We start from the raw sequence: 17,579 nt of genomic DNA, 5'->3' as shown, positions 1-17,579 counted from the left end.
GATGCGTAAGCACCTGAACACCATTTATGTTACCACTGAAAATGCCTGGCTGAAAAAAGATGGGGCAAATGTTGTGGTGGAGGTGGAGGGCAAGGAGCGTGGCCGCGCACCATTGCATCTGTTGGAAGGCATCATGTGTTTTGGCCACATAGGGGCTTCGCCCGCATTGCTGGCTGCCTGTGCGGAAGCAGGTATCGCGTTTTCCTACCTCTCGCCATATGGGCGGTTTCTGGCGCGGGTTGAAGGGCCACGTTCTGGCAATGTGCTGTTGCGGCGCACGCAGTATCGTGTTGCAGATGATCCTGCACGGAGTATCGCCATTGCCCGTCATGTGGTGGCGGCAAAGGTAGCCAACCAGCGTACGGTGGTCAGGCGAACCTTGCGTGATTACGGGGCCTCTCTTCCGGCGGAGGCGACGCAAGCTCTTCAGGCAGCGGAAGCATGGTTGACAGATACTACACGGCGCATTGTGCGCGTGACGGATATGGAAACTTTGCGTGGTGTGGAAGGTGAGGCTGCGCGAGTATATTTTGGCGTTTTTCCGCGGTTTGTGCGTTCAGATAATCCGGCGTTCCATTTTGGCGGGCGGTCGCGCAGACCACCGCTGGATCGGGTGAATGCCCTGTTGTCTTTTTTATACGCCTTGCTGGGGCATGATTGCCGTTCCGCACTGGAGAGCGTGGGGCTGGACCCGCAGGTGGGGTTTCTGCACGCTGATCGACCAGGCAGAGCCAGTCTGGCGCTGGATATTATGGAAGAACTGCGTCCTGTTCTGGCTGATCGGGTTGCGCTGAGCCTTATCAACCGGGGGCAGATCAGGGCGGAAGATTTTGTGTGCCATGAAGGCGGAGGCGTGACCTTGCAGGATGACGCGCGTAAAACGGTGCTGACAGCCTGGCAGGAACGAAAAAAGAAGGAAGTGCGTCACCCTTTCCTGAACGAGAGCATGACGTTCGGCCTGGTGGCCCATGTGCAGGCACTGCTTCTGGCCCGTCATCTGAGGGGAGATCTGGATGCCTACCCGGCGTTTATCTGGAAATAAGTCATGCTGGTTTTAATAACCTATGATGTGAACACTCAGGACGCAGCAGGCAGAAGGCGGTTACGGCGTGTAGCCCGTGCGTGTCTGGATTACGGGCAGCGTGTGCAGCATTCCGTGTTTGAGTGCGAGGTTGACCCGGCCCAATGGGCGGAGTTGCGGCACCGTCTGCTGGCGGAGGCAGATGAGAGCAAGGACAGCCTGCGGTTTTATCAACTGGGTGCAAAGGGCAAGCAGCGGGTGGAACATGTGGGCGCCAAGCCGGTGCTGGATCTGGAAGGTCCATTGGTCTTTTGATCTGTCCATCATTCCCTGATTGTCAAACAGCGGGTGCGGCCTCTACCATAGCGGCATGACGGGAGCGTAAGAGCATGACCAGACTGAGCGTTTTAGGGGGGTGTCTTTTTCTGCTGGCCTCTAGCGGCGGGGCTGCGTGGGCGCAGAAGCCGCCACCGGCCTCCAGCGCGCAGCAGGCGGAGCCTTCTCCCAAAGTGGTGGTGCCGGATGCCGGGACGTGGGACGTCAAACAGTCTGACAGCAAGGATGGCGGCGCGTTCTGTCAGCTTGAAGGTACATTCAGCGATGGGCGTAAACTGGCGTTGCTGACAGGCCAGCGCACCTACCCGCACCACACGCTCATGGTGGAGGAAACCAGTTGGCCAGACATGACGGGCGAGAACATCAAGCTGATCTTCCAGAGCGCAAAAGCCGAAAAATGGCAGCAGAGCTATACCATGTTCGGCGCGAACGACACGCTTTCCACCACGCTGGATATGGATGATCTGCGTATCCTGTTTACAGGTCTCTCACATAGCGGCTGGCTGGTGATTGGCTTTCCCACAGGAGATGAGGACACATGGGTCATCAGCATGGTGGGCTTTATGGAAAAAGCGAAGGATTTCCGCGAGTGCGTCTCCCGAGTGACCGAGATTGAGGGCGCGATCTAGGCATTAGCTGGGGTTGAGGGAATGGGGGCGCTACTTTTGTGGTCATACCCCATAAGGTTCTTTCAAGGTCGCTTTTGGCCTGACAAGAATAGAACGGTGTTTAAGAATATGGAGATAAGGGCGACTAAGGCGTTCCATATGTGAAAAGCCAGCGTTTGCCCGGCACAACGAGCGTTTAAGCCTGAAATGCCGGTTCTATCGGCTTCCAATGGGACTATCTGAGCGAAATCCACCCTGTTCCGCTGTTGAAAGATAACCGGACTGATATCCTCAACTTTTCAAAAAGTCTTTTAAACGGCCTCTTCTGGCAGATCTTAGAAGTCTGCTTTGGGTGTGCTCAGTTCCTGCTTCAGCAGGGTTTCAACGGCGTCCACCAAGGCGCGGCCGCTGGCTTCATCTCGTGCCGGGGCGGGAAAGCGGGGGCCGAGGCGCACGCGGTAGCGCATGGGCAGGGGCGGGCGACGCAGAAAGGGCCAGCCCTGTGACAGATACGGGGAATTGGTTTCAATCAGCAATGGCTGCACGTTTGCCCGTGTGCGCTGGGCAATGGCGGCAAAGCCGGGTTGAAACGCGCCGGGTTCCGCACCGGGGCGGGAGCGTGTGCCTTCCGGAAACAGCAGCAGTTGCCCCGCTTCTTTCAGGCTCTGGCTGGCGGGGCCAATCAGGCGCAAAAGGCTGTCATGCCGGGGGTAGCCCGCCGTGCGCAGTGTGCTGCCCAAGGTGGGGCGCTCCCAGATGGAGGCTTTGGTGACGCAGGTCATGTTGGGCAGGGCGGCAGCCAGAATCAGGCTATCCAGCCGCGAGGGATGATTGGCCACCAACACAAGGTTGTGCTCCGTGCGCAACGGGGCCAATGCATCCATATCACACGCTACAATGCCCGCTGCCTGAAGATAGCGGATAGCCAGCCGTGCGACGCCGTGCAGCCACGCCCGCCCCAGCCTGCGGCGGCGGGGGCCGTCAGGCAGAAGGTGGCGCAGCACGAAAGACCCAGCATCCAGCGCCAGAAAAATGACGGCAATCACCATCAGGGAACTGTAAAAGCGCAGGCAGGCACTTAAAGCAGAAAAGCGGAACATGCGGGCTCAGGCTTTCTCCGGCAGGCGCAGGGAAGCCCCTGCATACTGGCCCTTTCAGTCCGCCGCCAGTGGAAAGTGACACGCGACCTGATGGCCGGGGCGCACCGTATGCAGCGCAGGGTCTTCAACGCGGCAGCGGTCCTGCACCATGGGGCAGCGTGTATGAAAACGGCAGCCGGAGGGCCGGGCCACCGGGCTTGGAATATCGCCGCGCAGGGGCGGGTGCCGGGACGCGCCCACCACCGGGCGGGGCACGGCCTGCGTCAGGGCTGCGGTGTAGGGGTGGGCCGGATGATGCAGCACGTCATCCGTTTCACCCAGCTCCACCACAGCACCCAGGTACATGACCGCCACGCGGGTGGAAATCTGCCGCACCACCGCCAGATCATGCGCCACAAATACGTAGGTCAGCCCCAGTTGGGCTTGCAGATCAGCAAACAGGTTCACAATCTGAGCCTGCACGGACACATCCAGCGCGGAAACGGGTTCGTCCGCTACCACCAGCCGGGGGGAGAGCGCCAGCGCACGGGCAATGTTGATGCGTTGCCGCTGACCGCCTGAAAACTCATGCGGGTAGCGGTCCAGCGCGGTAACCGGCAGGCTGACAAGGTCCATCAACTCATGCAGGCGGGCGGTGATGGCAGCGGCAGGCCGTTTGCGCCCGTCTGGGCCGGGATGCACGCGCAGGGGCTCGGCCAGCAGATCACCAATGCGGCGGCGCGGGTTGAGCGAGGCGTAGGAATCCTGAAACACCATCTGCATCCGCTGGCGCAGGGGCCGCAACGCGCGCTCGCCCAGATGGGTGATGTCCTGCCCTTCAAACGTGATCTGGCCGGAGGAGACATCCGTCAGCCGCAGCAGGCATCGCCCCAGTGTGGATTTGCCACAACCGGACTCACCCACCAGCCCCAGAACCTCACCAGGCAGAACATCAAGCGAAACGCCATCCACCGCCTTGAGCGTCTGCCCCCGTGGGAGGGAATAGGTCTTGCGCAACGCCCGCACACTCAGCAGCGGCGCGCCACCCTGTTCAGGAGAGGACACGGGAAAAGCACTCATGCCGTGTGCTCCTGCATGGAGGAGAGAGTGCGGGACAGCATACTCATGGGGAGACCTCCCCATGAGACGGCGGGGGCGTGGGAGCAGCCTGATGGCGTATGGACGCAGCGGCTGAAGCACACGCCGATATCAGCCGTGGGGGCAACGGCGTGCCCTCCGTGGACAGCACGCAGGCAGCGCTCTGATGTGGGCCGACGGGTACTAGCGGCGGTGGAGGGGCGGGCAGGCATGCCTCATGCACGTAGTGGCAGCGGGGGCTGAAGGCGCAACCCGCGGGGCGTTCCAGCGGAACGGGCGGGGCACCGGCAATGGCGGGCAGGCGCTCTGGGCGCGGGCCATCCAGCGGCGGAATGGAGGCCAGCAATGCGGCGGTGTAGGGGTGCCCCGGCTGAGCAAATAGCGCCTGTGTTGGCCCGGTTTCCGCCACCCGGCCGGAATACAGCACCAATGTCGTGTCACACGTTTCCGCCACCACGCCCATGTCATGCGTGATCAGCAGGACGGAGGACCCATAGGCGGTGCGCAGACCACGGATGAGGTCCAGAATCTGGGCCTGCACGGTCACATCCAGCGCGGTTGTGGGTTCATCAGCAATCAGCAGTGCCGGGTTGCAGGAAAGCGCCATGGCAATCATGGCGCGCTGGCGCAGGCCGCCCGAAAGCTGGTGCGGGTAGCGGTCTGCCGTGCGGGCAGGGTCCGGCACGCCCATTTCCGCCAGCAGGTCCACCGTGCGGGCGCGGGCCTGCTTGCGGGAGAGGCGTTCATGCGCGCGGATCTGCTCATCAATCTGCCAGCCGATGGTGTAAACTGGCGTAAAGGCTGTCATGGGGTCCTGAAAGATCATGGCAATCTGCCGCCCGCGCAGGCGGCGCAATTGCTTTTGCGGCAGGCCCACCAGTTCCTGCCCCCGGAACAGGGCAGAGCCGGTGATCTGCACGCCGGGGCTGTCTATCAGCCCCATCAGCGCCATGGCGGTTACGGATTTGCCGGAGCCGGATTCCCCCACCAGCCCCAAGATGTCCCGCTCCGCCAGCGTGAAGGAAACATTCTCCACAATGGGGATCATCCTGCCGCCAGAGGGAAAGCTGACGCACAGGTTACGCACCGCCAGCAGCGGCGCGGCGGTGTGCTGCGTGGGGGAGGGCTGAACGGGTGCGGAAGGAAAGTTATCTGGCATCACGTACCCTTGGGTCCAGCAGCAGGTAAACGCTGTCCACCACTGCATTGGCAAGCACAACAAACACGGCGGAATACATGACCGTGGCCATGATCAGCGGCAGGTCCAGATTGGTGAGCGCCTGATAGGTCAGCCGTCCCACGCCCGGCAGCCCGAACACCACTTCCGTCAGCAGGGCGCCGCCGCCCACAAGCTGCGCGAAATCCAGCCCGAAGAGGGAGACAAATGTGACCATGGAGGTGCGCAACCCATGGCGCAGCAGCACACGGGTGGGGGAAAGCCCCTTGGCCCGTGCCGTGCGCATGAAATCCTCGCCCGCCAGCGCCACCAGATCAGCCCGCAGCACGCGGCTGTAGATACCAATGAACATCACGGCCAGCACCACCCACGGAATGACCAGCGCCTTGAACCAGCCGAGCGGGCTTTCCGTAAACGGCACGTAGCCCAGCCCCGGCACCCAGGAGAACAGCCACGTATCATGGTAGCGGCTCTGGGTAATAAGGTTGGTCACCTGGCCCAGCCAGAACACCGGCATGGAAATGCCAATCAGCCCCAGCATCATCAGCCCACGGTCCACCCATGACCCCTTCATGGCAGCGGCCAGCGTGCCCATGGCGATGGAGGCCACCACCCAGATCAGCGCCGCCCCGCATACCAGAGACACCGTAACCGGAGCCGCACGGGCAATTTCCGGCACAACCAGTTCGCCACGGTCCACGTAGGAGGCCAGATCGCGCGTGATGAAGAGTTTCTTCATCATGGTGGCGTACTGCACGGGCAAGGGGCGGTCGAACCCGTATTCCTTGCGCACTTTCTCCATGGTCTGGGGGGAGGCGTTGCGCCCGGCAATGCGGGCGGTGGGATCTGCCCCCGGTGTTGCGAAGAACACGCAGAACACCAGCGCGGAAATACCGAACAGCACAAAGACTGTCTGCCCAAGGCGGCGCAGCAGGGCGGTGATCATGGCGTGCGCTCCTTCATGAAGACCGCCGTGCGGCATCACGCACATCCAGCGCGTCCCGCAGGCCATCGCCCAGAATGTTCAGCGCCAGCACCACAATCACAATGGCAAGGCCGGGGGCCACGGCCACCATGGGGCGCGTGTAGATCAGCCCTTCGCCATCCTGAATGATGGTGCCCCAGGATGCCGCAGGGGCCTGCACACCAATGGAGAGGAAAGAGAGCGCGCTTTCCGCCAGCAGGGCCAGCGCCATCAGCAGCGGGCCGAGCACCACCAGCGTTGTCATCACGTTGGGCAGGATATCAAACAGCACAATGCGCCAGCGGGGCACGCCAAGGCAGCGCGCCGCCGTAACAAATTCCGCCTGCCGCAATGCCAGCACACGGCCACGAATGGGCCGCGCGGCATAGGGCACATATACCAGCGCGATAATGACAATGGGGATCAGCAGATTATCTGCCTCGATCACGAACGGCCCCAGCTTGAGGCCCTGACTGACCGTAACAATGGAAAGCGAGATAGCGAACAGATAGACCGGCACCGCCCACATGATATCCATCAGGCGGGAGAGCACGGTATCCATCAGCCCGCCAAAAAAACCGGCGGCAATGCCTGCGGTGGCGGCCAGCAGCAGGCACAGCACCGCTGCACAGGCGGAAATCAGCAGCGAGTTACGGCCCCCATACAGCAGACGGGCCGCAACATCGCGCCCCTGACTGTCCGCCCCCAGCAGGTAAGCGGCGTGGCCCGTTGGCCCGATGGGGCTCAGGCCCAGATGCAGCGGGTTATCATTGGGCTGCATGATGTCCACCTCATGCCCATCAAGCATTATGCTGCCTGCCACGTTGGAGGTGAACGGGTCCACCCGCGCCACATCGTGCGCATAGAGGGGGGCCAGCAGGCAGGCGATGGTCATGCACACCAGCACGCCAAGCGCTGCCATGGCGGAGCGGTTGCGCAGCAGCGTGCGGCCCGCCTTGCGCCAGGGGCCAGGCGGGCGCGCGGGTGCGGGCACCGGAACCCCCGTGCCGGAAGCAGAAGAACAATCAGCCGTCATTGGATCTGAAGCTGGGAGAGCAGAATTTCATCATTGAGTGTTACGATGACGTTACGCGCGCGTTTTGACAACAGCGTAACCCGTTTGATCTGCACCAGCGGCACGGCGGGCGCCTGTGCCATCAGTGCCCGGTCCACTGCTGCCCATGCCTGTGCGCTGGCGGGTTTGTCAGTCAGCGCAAGGGCGGCGGCGTGCTGCATCTGGTCTTCAATGGTGGGGTCACAAAAGGCGGACATGTTCAGCGAGTTATCGGAATGTGGGTGGATGCTCTCGCACGAATACAGCGTGTGCAGGATGCCTCCGGCGGAGGGATAATCCGCCTGCCATCCGGTCAGCGCGACCTGCACGTGGTTGTCACTGTTCTGAACGTAGGGGAACTGCACTGTCTGCGTCATGCTGCGCACCACGGCATCATACCCGATGGCGGCAAGCGTGCTGCGCAGCTCCATGGCCATGGAGCCGTAGCGCCCATCCAGCGGCGCGACGATGGTGACTTTCTGCCCTGCCGTGCCACTCTCCCGCACCAGCCTGCGGGCGGTTTCAGGGTCCGGGGCCTGCCACCGCGCGGCGGGATGCTCGGGTGAGGCTCCTTTGGTGTAGGCGCAGGACGACTGATGAGCCGGCGCGCCTTCGGGCAGAAGCTGGCAGAGCGGCACGGCTACGGCAGGGCCACCATGATAGATCACCATGGCATGGCGATTGACGGCGTAATTCAGCGCCTGCCGCGCCTTGAGGGAATTGAACGGCGGCAGTGTGGTGTTCAGGGCCGCGTAATAATACAGCAGCAATGTATAAAGCTGCACCTGTGCGGCATAGCGTGAGCCAACTTCGCCCAGCCTGTCGAGCGGTACGTCCTCATACATCCAGTCATACTGGTTGTTTTCAATGGCCGTGACTTCAGATTCCGGCTCCAGCCCGAAGGTCAGGCGTATATGGTCCGGGTAGCCCGCGGGCTGGGCTTCATGTGCCCATTCCTGAAAATACGGGTTCCGTTCCATCTCCAGATGCTGGGTGGGGTCATAAGCCGTTATGCGGTAGGGGCCGGTGCCGGGTGGCGCGCTATTGCCCATGTCATGCGGCGGGGTGCTGGCGGGCAGAATGGCGGCGTGCCCCCATGCCAGATGTTCCAGAAAATCCGGATCTGGTGTGCTGAGGTGAAACACCACGCTGCGGGTGGTGGCATCTGTTTCCACACCGCCTGCCAGTGTGCAGTGGGCGGGGTCTTTCAGGCAGGCGTCCGCCCCCACAATGTGGCTGTAATACGGGCCAGCGGTCGGGCTGCCGACCTTGAACACTCTGCGGAAGGAGGCCGCAACATCCTCCACCCCCAACGGTTGGCCGTTGGAGAAGCGGATACCCTTGCGCAGTGTGAGCCGGTAGGTCAGGCCTCCTTCTTCCGGCGTGGGCATCTGTTCTACCAGATTGGCAATAACCGGCAGCGCGCCGGGGCCGGAGAATTTGGGATAAGCCAGCAGCGTATCATACACCGGCGTTTCAATCTGCCGGGTGAGGGACATATACGCCACCTGCGGGTCCAGCGTGCCGCCGGAACTCTGGGCCGTGAGACGCAAGGTGCCCCCACTGTGGGGCAACGGAGCGGAAGCAGGCGCGGCCGAGGCCACAGCTTCCCCGTTTGAGGCCAGCAGCATGATGCCCGTAATTGCACAAAGGGCGGTTTTATTAACCCACCGCCTTCGGCCATGAGCGCGGAGCCGAGAGCCACACGCTGCCTCAATGACCGCTGATAAAGGCGAAAGTCCCACAAGGGAGACCGAAGCCCGTGCATTATCTGAAATAAGACGCCGCTGTATCATGCTGCCGTTTCTGTTTCCTGCGGACGGTCCGGTGCTCTTGGCAGGTTCGGAAAACCCCTATCCGGGCCTTTCTGTCACGAGCGGTATCAAGGCGTTATGATTCCGTCGTGACTGAAAAAGGTGGGTTTTTCGAACCCTCAACTTTGCTCCTTTAGGGAGAGGCGTGGCCCGTAACCCCTTTCACCAGAAAGACGGCTAACAGCCTAGTCCTGCGGCTTCATGATGGTGGCGAGGTGCTCGGCCATTTCATCCGCGCTCTGGTTGGCGTCCACAGTGCCCTTATAGCGCGTATCCGGGTCCATCACCACAAAGCGGGGCGACATGCGCATGGTGTACTGCCATTCAGGGTCATCCACTTTTTCAATTTTTGCGTGATATTCCTGCGTCAGCGCTTCCAGAGAGCGCGGGGCGGCGGTGCCAGCAACCACGCGCGGGCCAATGGCCGCACCGTACTGGCGCAGGCGGTCTGCATCATCACGGTCCGGGTCAAGGCTGACAAAAATGATTACAGCCTTGCGCTTGCCGGGGTCCACCTTGTCCAGCGCGGCGGACATGTTCCGCAGGGCGGGTTCACACGCATCCTGTGCGCAGTGGGTGGCGCCAAACAGCACCAGCATCCAGCGGCCACGGAAGGTCTGGTCCGTCATGGTGCCGGTTGTGGCGTCCATCAGGCGGAAAGACCCACCAACCTCATTGCCATAGGTGCTCAGGGTGGGGCCGTGGTGCATGGCAAAGCGGGTGGCCATGTAGCTGCCCGCACCGGCAACGGCCAGAATGGCAACGCCAATCAGTGCAAAGCGTTTTTCAGAAGGAGTCATGTCTTAATGTGCCTCTGCCCAGTTGCGGCCAATGCCGGTTTCCACCACCAGCGGTACGGAAAGTGTTGTCGCGGCTTCCATGACCTCACGGGCCAGAGCGGCCACGGTTTCCGCTTCGGCTTCATCTGCTTCAAACAGCAGTTCGTCATGCACCTGTAGCAGCATGCGGGCGGAGAGCCCGGCGTCTTTCAGGGCGCGTGGCAGGCGTACCATGGCGCGTTTGATAATATCCGCAGCCCCCCCCTGAAGTGGGGCGTTGATGGCCTGCCGTTCTGCATACTGCCTGCGGGCCGCGCTTTTTTCCTGAATACCCGGCACGTAGCAGCGGCGGCCAAACGGGGTGAGCACATAGCCGTGCAGGCGCGCTTCCTCGCGCATGCGCTCCATGTAATCCCGGATACCGGGGTAGCGGGCGAAGTACGCATCAATATAGGAACGTGCTTCCCCTGCCGGAATACCAAGCTGCCGCCCCAGCCCGAAGGCCGAGATCCCGTAGATGATACCGAAATTGATGGCCTTCGCGCGGCGGCGGGTGAGGGCATCCATGCCTTCCAGCGGCACACCAAACACTTCGGATGCCGTGCGGGCGTGAATATCCTGCCCCAGCGCAAAGGCTTCCCGCAGGGCCGGAATGTTCGCCACATCCGCCAGCAGCCGCAGTTCGATCTGTGAATAGTCGGCAGACACCAGTTTCTTGCCCTTGGGCGCAATAAATGCCTGCCGGATACGCCCACCTTCTTCCGTGCGGATGGGAATGTTCTGCAAATTCGGCTCGTTGGAAGAAAGCCGCCCTGTGGTGGTGATGGCCATCTGGAAGGACGTATGCACGCGGTCTTCCGTGGTGGTCTGGCGCAGCAGGGCATCCGTGTAGGTGCTTTTCAGCTTGGCAAGCTGCCGCCATGCCAGCACCTTTTCCGGCAGGGCGTGGCCCTGATCGGCCAGATCCTGCAACACGGAGGAATCCGTGCTCCATGCGCCAGCCTTGCCGCGCTTGCCGCCTTTCAGGCCCATCTCGTCAAACAGGATTTCCCCAAGCTGGCGGGGGGAGCCCACATTGAACTCCCGGCCTGCGGTCTCGTAGATGTCCTTTTCCATCACGGCCATACGGGCCGCAAAATCTTCGGACAACCGGCCCAGTTCCGCCCGGTCAACGGCAATGCCCGCTTTTTCCATGGCCGCCAGCACCGGGGAGAGCGGACGTTCGATCTGCTCATACAGCGCCAGCGCCTGATTGGTGCGCAGGGTGGGGTGCAGCACATGCCACAGCCGCAGCGTGACATCCGCATCTTCCGCAGCATATTGCGTGGCGCGGCCCACGGGCACCTGCGCAAACGGAATACGGTTGCGGCCGGTGCCGGTTACGCTGTCATAGCTGATGGGGGAGTGGCCCAGATGCAGGGTGGAAAGTTCATCCATGCCCTGCCCATGCAACCCGGCGGACTGCGCGTAGGAGATCAGCATGGTGTCATCCACCGGGCCGATGGTGCTGAAGTCCAGCCCTGCGCGGTCAAACACCAGCAGGTCAAACTTGGCGTTCTGGAACACCTTCAGCACGCTCTCATCCGTCAGCAGTGGGCGCATGATGTCCAGTGCCGCGTCTGCCGTAAGCTGTTCGCCTGCTGGTTCTTCCAGCGTGCCTTCATGCCGTAGCGGCACGTAGCAGGCTTTGCCCGGCGCTGTGGCAAGGGAAAGCCCCACCATGTTGGCGTGCAGCGGGTCCAGCCCATCGGTTTCCGTATCCACGGCGCACAGGCCGGCTTCCTGCGCGGCGCTAACCCATTTTTGCAGGGCTTCTGCCGTGCGTACGGTTTCATACGGGCCATAGGCGGCTGCCATGGCGGCGGTTGCGGCCTCGCTGGGGCCAGCAGCAGCAGGGGCTGCGTCTGGTGCCGCAGCCCCTTTGACAGATGCCTGAACCATGGCGTGCGCCGCCCGGTGCGCATGGGCGCCCGAAGGATGCCCCATGCCCAGCCGTTTCAGTACGGAACCAAAGCCCATGTCTTCCAGCCAGTCAGCCAGAACGGGTTTATCCAGCTCCCGCACGCCCAGTTCTTCCACCGGCATGGGCAGGGGCACATCACACGCCAGTTCCACCAACCGGCGGGAGAGGCGGGCGGCATCCGCGTGTTCGATCAGCATGTCCCGCCGCTTGGATTTTTTCATCTCCGGCGCGGCGGCCAGCACGGCTTCAAGCGTGCCGAATTCATTGATCAGGGCGGAGGCTGTTTTGGGCCCAATGCCGGGCACGCCGGGCACGTTATCTGTGGAGTCCCCCATCAGGGCCTGCACGTCCACCACCTTTTCAGGCAGCACGCCGAACTTCTTTTCCACTTCCGGCAGGCCGATGGGGGTCTGCTTGATGGGGTCCAGCATGCACACGCCGGGGCCGATCAACTGCATCAGATCCTTATCGGAGGAGATAATGGTGCAGGTGCCGCCCATCTTCCGGACCGCCGTGGCGTAGGAGGCGATCAGATCATCTGCCTCCCAGCCCTGTAGCTCAATGCCGGGCACGTTGAAGGCCTGCGTGGCATCACGGATCAACCCGAACTGCGGGCGCAGATCTTCCGGCGGTTCCGGCCGGTGCGCCTTGTATTGCGGGTAAATGTCTGAGCGGAAGGTGTGCCGCCCGGCATCAAACACAACCGCCAGATGCGTGCCAACATGTTCGCGCAGCAGCCGGGCCAGCATGTTGGTGAAGCCATACACGGCGTTTACCGGCACGCCGTGCGGGCTGGTCATGGGGGGCAGGGCATGGAAGGCGCGGAAGATGAAGCCGCTGCCATCCACCAGAACCAGATGAGGTGCGTCAGATTGGGTCATGATAAGGCTACCGGCTGAAGGGCTGCCGGACACGGCCGTGCAGGGAAGAAAAGCATGCGTTTGGGATATGCGTCCTTCGCCCCGATGTCCAGCGTTCACACAACATGCGCGCATGCCTTCGTCCACACAGGGCAAGGACAGCCGCTGCACTGCACGCGGAGGGAGAGGACCTATTGCGCCATCAGAGAGACGTTGGCGTGAGGGGGAGCGGAGCGTCTGTGGTCTTTCTGTATCGGGGCTGGCTTTGGTCGGTTCCTGTTGCCGTTGTGGCGTCTGTTCCACAAAGCAGCATAGCGAAGCGGCAGGACGATCCCTTACTGGCGCTTAAGAGCAGACCGGAAACATGAGCAAGAACGATCTGAGGATAGACTTTGTCCGCTGGCTCTGATGACAAACAGGTGCAAGGCGAGGTTCGAGCATATGAGGTTCAAGAGGCTTTTATGAAGTCCCCACAACGCAGCGATGTTCTTGCGCATAAGAAGGATGGGCTGGAGGGTTTCCAACCCCTCCATAGTTACTTTTCAAGCTGCCTTTAAAAATCTGTCGAGACGGAGACGACCCCTGCAAAACCACCGCCGACAAAATAGGTGGGGGCTCTTCCGGCAATGGGGGTGCCGTAAACGCCCTGCGTGGTGCGGGCATTGGCGGAAACGCTGTTCACCCCGGACAGATAACCCGACTGGCCAAGATTGATCAGATTGAGCTGGATCTGGGGAGACCGCGCAAAGCCCACCTGCCGTAACCGGTAACCCATACTGAGATTGGCCGTAACAAAGCCCGGAATACGCTCATCATTCATGAAGGTGGAATAGGTGGGCCCCACGTAATTGAGCGTGAACTGTCCAAACAGATGCGTGTCATCATAGGACAGGCCAATACTGCCGGAAAAATCGGGTGTACGAATAGCTTTTTTGCCGCGTGTGGGCAGGTAATCCATGCCGGATTTCAGGTTGTTGTCTATGGTAGCGTGAATATACTGGCCCGACAGGTATGGGCTGAAATGGTGCCAGGGCTTGAGTCCTACCTCAAGCTGCGCGCCGCGGGCCGTCTGCCCCCCTCCATTGAGGGATTCCGTCACCAACGCACCATTCAGGTTGCTTGTTGTGCTGATCTGGCGATTTGTGAAGTTGTAATTGAAGAGAGCAGCGGAGACGTTCACCAGCCCGGTGTGGCGGTAGCCCACTTCCTCGCCAATGGAGTATTCGGGGCGGGTGTCACTGGTGGCGCTGCGGGTCTGCGCACCGGTGGCCACGCTGAAGCGGTCATTATAGCTGGAAATGCCGGAGGGGGCGCGGAACCCTGTTGTCCCGTTCAGGAAGATCTGGTTATGCGGTGTCAGATCATAACTGGCGGAAAGCTGTGGCTGGGGCGAGAAATAGCTGGCCCCGTTGCGGTAACGTGCACCAGCAAGCTGATTGCTGATGGTGCGCGTTACCATAATGGCGCGAAACGTGGCGGAAAGAGTCAGCCGGTTGGACAGGGCATGAAAACGGTCCTGCACAAACAGGGCATTCACCTGTTGCACCAGATGCGAGTTATAGGATGTCAGCGGTTCTCCTGATGCCGTGAGAATAGGGTAATAGCCCCGCATGTTGGAAACCCCTCCATTTGCATCCACGGCAGCATACCGGGAGGGGTTGGAGTAATCATAATAGGAATACCACGCGCCGCCTGTCAGGCTGTTGCGGCCAGCATCCCAGCGCAGGGAAGCCGTGATGCCGGAATGCGCCTGCTTGAAGGTATCCGTTGCAACAGCAGTAATCTGGCCTGTCTGGGGGCCTGTACTGGCCTGTAGCGGCCCGGCAGGCTGGTTGCCCTGATAGCTGTGCTGCGGGTCAAGCGTGGCGCCAAACCCGTCATACCCCGCGACATAAATGAAATAGGGCGTAAGCGAGAGATGGAAATGCCGGTTCAGCCTGAATTCCAGTGGGGCTGTCAGCAAGGTTTGGGCACGGGCGTTTTCCTGCAACAGGTAATAGGAACTGTCACCTTCCGTATAACGGGATGCATAATTGAAATGGGTGCCACTGGCATGCCACTGCGTACGTGTAGGAGCCCGCAGGTAATATTGCCGCTGCCGGTTGAAGGAAAAAATGAGCGAGGCAGAACTGCCCTTGCCCCATTCCCGTAGCAGGCGGCTGTCCACATGGTAGCGTGGGCTGTCTCCGGCCCCGCGCCACTGGTTGGCGTTGCGGTAGGAAAAGGAGGCAAAGCCGGTTACGCCTGTATGCCCTATTTCTCCACTGTCTAGCCGCAGGAATTCACGGTTGAGCGCATAGGACCCGTAAGAAAGATCCATAAAACCGCCTGCTGTTTTGCGCGGTTTGATCATGTGCACGCTCAGTTGGCCGCCTACCGCGTTGTAAAGTGGTGCCGTGGCTTCCGCCGCGCCTTGTGTGAGGGTGACGGAACTGATGTTTTCCGTATCTGCCGTGGCGGAGGTGTAAGGCATCAGGAAAAGCGGCGGGGCAGCGGGTACGCCTTCAAACAGATACCCGATTTCCGTCTGGTCCAGCCCGCGGATGGAAAGCCCCTGCTGGTCATCATTCGTGCCGAGCGGGTCATTAGCGGAATAGATCACCCCGGGCAGGGCCGCGATCATGGCAGTCGGGCTTTCGGTAGGGCTCTGGCGGGCAATGTAGTCCCGCGTCAGGCCGCTTTGTGCGTGGGGTGCACGCTGTTGCGGCATCAGGCCGCCGCCTGCGGTGCGGCCTGTGGTGCCATCTGCGGTAGTGTGGCTTTTTACGGTAACATATTCCGGGTGCGCAGGCGCTGTGTCTTCTTTTTTCTGCTCGCGCGTTGTTTCTTCCTTAGTCGTGCTGGATGTTTCTGCGGCGGCATCTGCTTCAGGCGTGCCACACAGGCCGGAGAGCGCCGTAGCCAGCACAAGCACGGAAGCCAGGGCACGATCGGGAGGAGAAGACAGGGAACGCGGCATGCAGATCAGACTTTTCATCGGATTTTATTGAGTTTTTTATAGACTAGCGAGATTTCCAAAAGGCTCAAATGTTATAATATAACATTTTTGTTAGAATGGATTTGCAACCTCAGCCGTAACCGGTGGGGAAGGGGGTGTTCAAACGCGAACGTTCACGCTTCAACCGGTTCCAGCCAGCGTGCCTGTATGAAGGGCAGCATGCTTCTGACGTAGTAAAAAGAGCATGGAAAAGGGAAAAAGCCAGTCTTTTTGGTATGTGTCCCTGCGCCATCTGCGTGGCGTGCGGCGGGTAGGTTGCACGCTGCTCCGTGAAGGCAAGGTAAAGGTTTTTGTGGTTTTCAGGGCGCTTGTTACGGTTACTGAATAACATATACGCACAGAATGAGGAGATCAAAGGCCGTCTGCCTCTCTTCCGCTACGCCATAAACGGACACGTGATGCCAAGTGACAGCAACCGCTGTGTACCCTGTTCCCGCCAAGGGAGAAGAGAGATGTCCGTAAAAAGCAGGGTCACAAACCATAGTCACAGGCGCATTTTTTCACAACAGACGTCAAAAAGGGAGGAGAGGCTTCCTTTCTCTGCCACGTTGCAGGTCGGGCGGGCTGGTGGTGTTCTTACGGCATCTTTCTTTACGATCTGGGCAGGCTTGGCGTCTGCTTTTGCTGCCACCGCTGCACCTGTTGCGGCCACATCTCGCACAGCGGCAGCCGTTGCGGCTACAGGCAACCAACGGCCGGTAGGGCGTGCATCCGCTGCCAGAGGCACGACGGTGTCCCTTCATCCGGCAACGGAACAGCCTGCTTCGGCGGAAGATGGCGCGGGTCAGCCTGATCCGCTTTCCTTCAACGCGCTTTTTGATGGGCAGAGAACGTTGGGCACCAGTGGGCTGAGTTCTTTGGAAGGGTCAAGCGGTGGTGGTATTGCAAGCTGGGCCACCATTGGGGGGTATGGCAGTAAAAAGAGCATGGGTATGGCGTTTCACTACAGTTATGTGAATGTCACCAACTATACGGACCAGAACGTGGGCGCGTTGATGGGGTTTTATGACCGCGTTGAACTCTCCTATTCTCACAATTTCTTCCAGACTGGCGGCACGGGCGCCAAGCTGGGTATTGGCCGGGGCTATCAGTTTGATCTGGATACAGGCGGCATCAAGGTGCGTCTGTTTGGTCATGTTCTGGATAAAACACTTCTGCCGCAGGTGTCAGTCGGGGCCATGTACAAACATGATGGAGACGCCAAGGTCATTCATGCCGTGGGGTCCAAACATATAGATGGCGCGGATGTTTATGTTGCTGTTACCAAGCTTTTTCCCAAAATAGGGATTCTGGTTGATACCACCCTGCGGCTGACCAAAGGCAACCAGTGGGGTATTCTGGGCTTTGGGGGGGACAGGAACGATAATTATTACCCGCAGTTTGAAGGCTCCCTTGGGTATCTGCCGTCCTTTATTCCGGGGCTTGTGGTTGGGGTGGAATATCGAACCAAACCGCGTAACCAGAACTTCACGCCGGAAAGCAACTGGTTTGATGTGTACGCCAGCTATTTTGTCAACAAACACCTGAATATCACAGCCGCTTATGTATCACTGGGCACCATCGCAACCTACCGCACCCAGACGGGGGCCTATTTCTCACTTCAGACCGGGTTTTAAGGGAGGCGTGCCAAGCTGCTTGAAGGTGGTGTCTGGCCCCTCAGGTGTATCAGGCCGGTCTTCTTGCGTTTGAGATCATCTCTTTTGCAAGATGCTTTTTGATAATAGTTGTGGAAGAAAAAGCAGTTTTTACGCCCCATCACTTGCTCCGACCGGGCGTGACCACTAGCGCGGAGTGAAGAGTGAAGAGTGAAGAGTGAAGAGTGAAGAGT

Annotated in this window: 14 protein-coding genes; 4 read left to right on the top strand and 10 right to left on the bottom strand. The window is 60.4% G+C overall.

Annotated elements, in window-relative coordinates; all coding sequences use genetic code 11:
* Position 1: 1 nt before the first annotated feature.
* The 3 genes from cas1c to AD944_RS09615 all read left to right on the top strand — a co-directional run bounded on the left by cas1c (position 2) and on the right by AD944_RS09615 (position 1,986).
* Positions 2 to 1,042 carry a type I-C CRISPR-associated endonuclease Cas1c gene (gene cas1c, locus AD944_RS09625; protein ID WP_035379906.1) on the top strand — a complete coding sequence of 347 codons (1,041 nt, stop codon included), beginning with the start codon at positions 2 to 4 and terminating at the stop codon, positions 1,040 to 1,042.
* A gap of 3 nt (positions 1,043 to 1,045) precedes the next feature.
* Entirely contained in the window at positions 1,046 to 1,336 is a 291-nt protein-coding gene (gene cas2 / locus AD944_RS09620) for a CRISPR-associated endonuclease Cas2 (RefSeq protein ID WP_035379909.1), read from the top strand.
* A 74-nt stretch (positions 1,337 to 1,410) separates the two neighbouring features.
* The gene (locus AD944_RS09615) at positions 1,411 to 1,986 is read left to right on the top strand and encodes a hypothetical protein (RefSeq protein WP_045541639.1); all 576 of its coding nucleotides are present in this window, start codon (positions 1,411 to 1,413) and stop codon (positions 1,984 to 1,986) included.
* A gap of 314 nt (positions 1,987 to 2,300) precedes the next feature.
* Here AD944_RS09615 and AD944_RS09610 read toward each other — a convergent pair whose 3' ends face one another.
* The 10 genes from AD944_RS09610 to AD944_RS16785 all read right to left on the bottom strand — a co-directional run bounded on the left by AD944_RS09610 (position 2,301) and on the right by AD944_RS16785 (position 16,478).
* Positions 2,301 to 3,065, bottom strand: coding sequence for a lysophospholipid acyltransferase family protein (locus AD944_RS09610; protein WP_045541638.1), 765 nt, complete (start codon positions 3,063 to 3,065; stop codon positions 2,301 to 2,303).
* A 54-nt stretch (positions 3,066 to 3,119) separates the two neighbouring features.
* Positions 3,120 to 4,124, bottom strand: coding sequence for an ABC transporter ATP-binding protein (locus AD944_RS09605; RefSeq protein ID WP_045541637.1), 1,005 nt, complete (start codon positions 4,122 to 4,124; stop codon positions 3,120 to 3,122).
* A gap of 43 nt (positions 4,125 to 4,167) precedes the next feature.
* Positions 4,168 to 5,301, bottom strand: coding sequence for an ABC transporter ATP-binding protein (locus AD944_RS09600; protein ID WP_082666560.1), 1,134 nt, complete (start codon positions 5,299 to 5,301; stop codon positions 4,168 to 4,170).
* Positions 5,291 to 6,265, bottom strand: a complete 975-nt coding sequence (locus AD944_RS09595) for an ABC transporter permease (RefSeq protein ID WP_045541647.1) — start codon at positions 6,263 to 6,265, stop codon at positions 5,291 to 5,293. The genes AD944_RS09600 and AD944_RS09595 overlap by 11 nt, the downstream gene beginning before the upstream one ends.
* Before the next feature lie 13 nt (positions 6,266 to 6,278).
* Positions 6,279 to 7,319 (bottom strand): ABC transporter permease, encoded by a 1,041-nt coding sequence (locus AD944_RS09590; protein ID WP_179946462.1) that lies wholly within the window; start codon positions 7,317 to 7,319, stop codon positions 6,279 to 6,281.
* Complete coding sequence (locus AD944_RS09585) at positions 7,316 to 8,968, bottom strand: ABC transporter substrate-binding protein (protein ID WP_045541645.1); 1,653 nt, start codon at positions 8,966 to 8,968, stop codon at positions 7,316 to 7,318. Before AD944_RS09585 ends, AD944_RS09590 begins: the two co-directional genes overlap by 4 nt.
* 368 nt (positions 8,969 to 9,336) lie before the next feature.
* The gene (locus AD944_RS09580) at positions 9,337 to 9,951 is read right to left on the bottom strand and encodes an SCO family protein (RefSeq protein WP_006559410.1); all 615 of its coding nucleotides are present in this window, start codon (positions 9,949 to 9,951) and stop codon (positions 9,337 to 9,339) included.
* Between the two features lie 3 nt (positions 9,952 to 9,954).
* A complete protein-coding gene (gene polA / locus AD944_RS09575) occupies positions 9,955 to 12,774 on the bottom strand; it encodes a DNA polymerase I (protein ID WP_045541644.1) in 2,820 nt (939 codons plus the stop codon).
* Between the two features lie 532 nt (positions 12,775 to 13,306).
* Positions 13,307 to 15,712: a TonB-dependent receptor gene (locus AD944_RS09570; RefSeq protein ID WP_236709145.1), complete on the bottom strand. Its 2,406-nt coding sequence runs from the start codon at positions 15,710 to 15,712 to the stop codon at positions 13,307 to 13,309.
* Between the two features lie 523 nt (positions 15,713 to 16,235).
* Positions 16,236 to 16,478 carry a hypothetical protein gene (locus tag AD944_RS16785; protein ID WP_145912783.1) on the bottom strand — a complete coding sequence of 81 codons (243 nt, stop codon included), beginning with the start codon at positions 16,476 to 16,478 and terminating at the stop codon, positions 16,236 to 16,238.
* A 4-nt stretch (positions 16,479 to 16,482) separates the two neighbouring features.
* Here AD944_RS16785 and AD944_RS09565 point away from each other — a divergent pair, with 4 nt between their 5' ends.
* Positions 16,483 to 17,367, top strand: coding sequence for a DUF3034 family protein (locus tag AD944_RS09565; RefSeq protein WP_045541643.1), 885 nt, complete (start codon positions 16,483 to 16,485; stop codon positions 17,365 to 17,367).
* Positions 17,368 to 17,579: the final 212 nt, after the last annotated feature.

Source organism: Acetobacter tropicalis (assembly GCF_001580915.1).
GTDB lineage: Bacteria > Pseudomonadota > Alphaproteobacteria > Acetobacterales > Acetobacteraceae > Acetobacter > Acetobacter tropicalis.
Note: the sequence above shows the minus strand (reverse complement) of the source record. Positions and strands in the feature narration are given on the sequence as shown.

Bases quoted from the DNA above. Each gene is read 5' to 3' on its own strand.
- cas2 (WP_035379909.1), top strand. From the start codon at position 1,046: ATGCTGGTTTTAATAACCTATGATGTGAACACTCAGGACGCAGCAGGC.
- AD944_RS09580 (WP_006559410.1), bottom strand. From the start codon at position 9,951: ATGACTCCTTCTGAAAAACGCTTTGCACTGATTGGCGTTGCCATTCTG.
- AD944_RS09615 (WP_045541639.1), top strand. From the start codon at position 1,411: ATGACCAGACTGAGCGTTTTAGGGGGGTGTCTTTTTCTGCTGGCCTCT.
- AD944_RS09570 (WP_236709145.1), bottom strand. From the start codon at position 15,712: ATGCCGCGTTCCCTGTCTTCTCCTCCCGATCGTGCCCTGGCTTCCGTG.
- AD944_RS09610 (WP_045541638.1), bottom strand. From the start codon at position 3,065: ATGTTCCGCTTTTCTGCTTTAAGTGCCTGCCTGCGCTTTTACAGTTCC.
- AD944_RS09595 (WP_045541647.1), bottom strand. From the start codon at position 6,265: ATGATCACCGCCCTGCTGCGCCGCCTTGGGCAGACAGTCTTTGTGCTG.
- polA (WP_045541644.1), bottom strand. From the start codon at position 12,774: ATGACCCAATCTGACGCACCTCATCTGGTTCTGGTGGATGGCAGCGGC.
- AD944_RS09590 (WP_179946462.1), bottom strand. From the start codon at position 7,319: ATGACGGCTGATTGTTCTTCTGCTTCCGGCACGGGGGTTCCGGTGCCC.
- AD944_RS09585 (WP_045541645.1), bottom strand. From the start codon at position 8,968: ATGCTGCTGGCCTCAAACGGGGAAGCTGTGGCCTCGGCCGCGCCTGCT.
- AD944_RS09605 (WP_045541637.1), bottom strand. From the start codon at position 4,124: ATGAGTGCTTTTCCCGTGTCCTCTCCTGAACAGGGTGGCGCGCCGCTG.
- cas1c (WP_035379906.1), top strand. From the start codon at position 2: ATGCGTAAGCACCTGAACACCATTTATGTTACCACTGAAAATGCCTGG.
- AD944_RS09600 (WP_082666560.1), bottom strand. From the start codon at position 5,301: ATGCCAGATAACTTTCCTTCCGCACCCGTTCAGCCCTCCCCCACGCAG.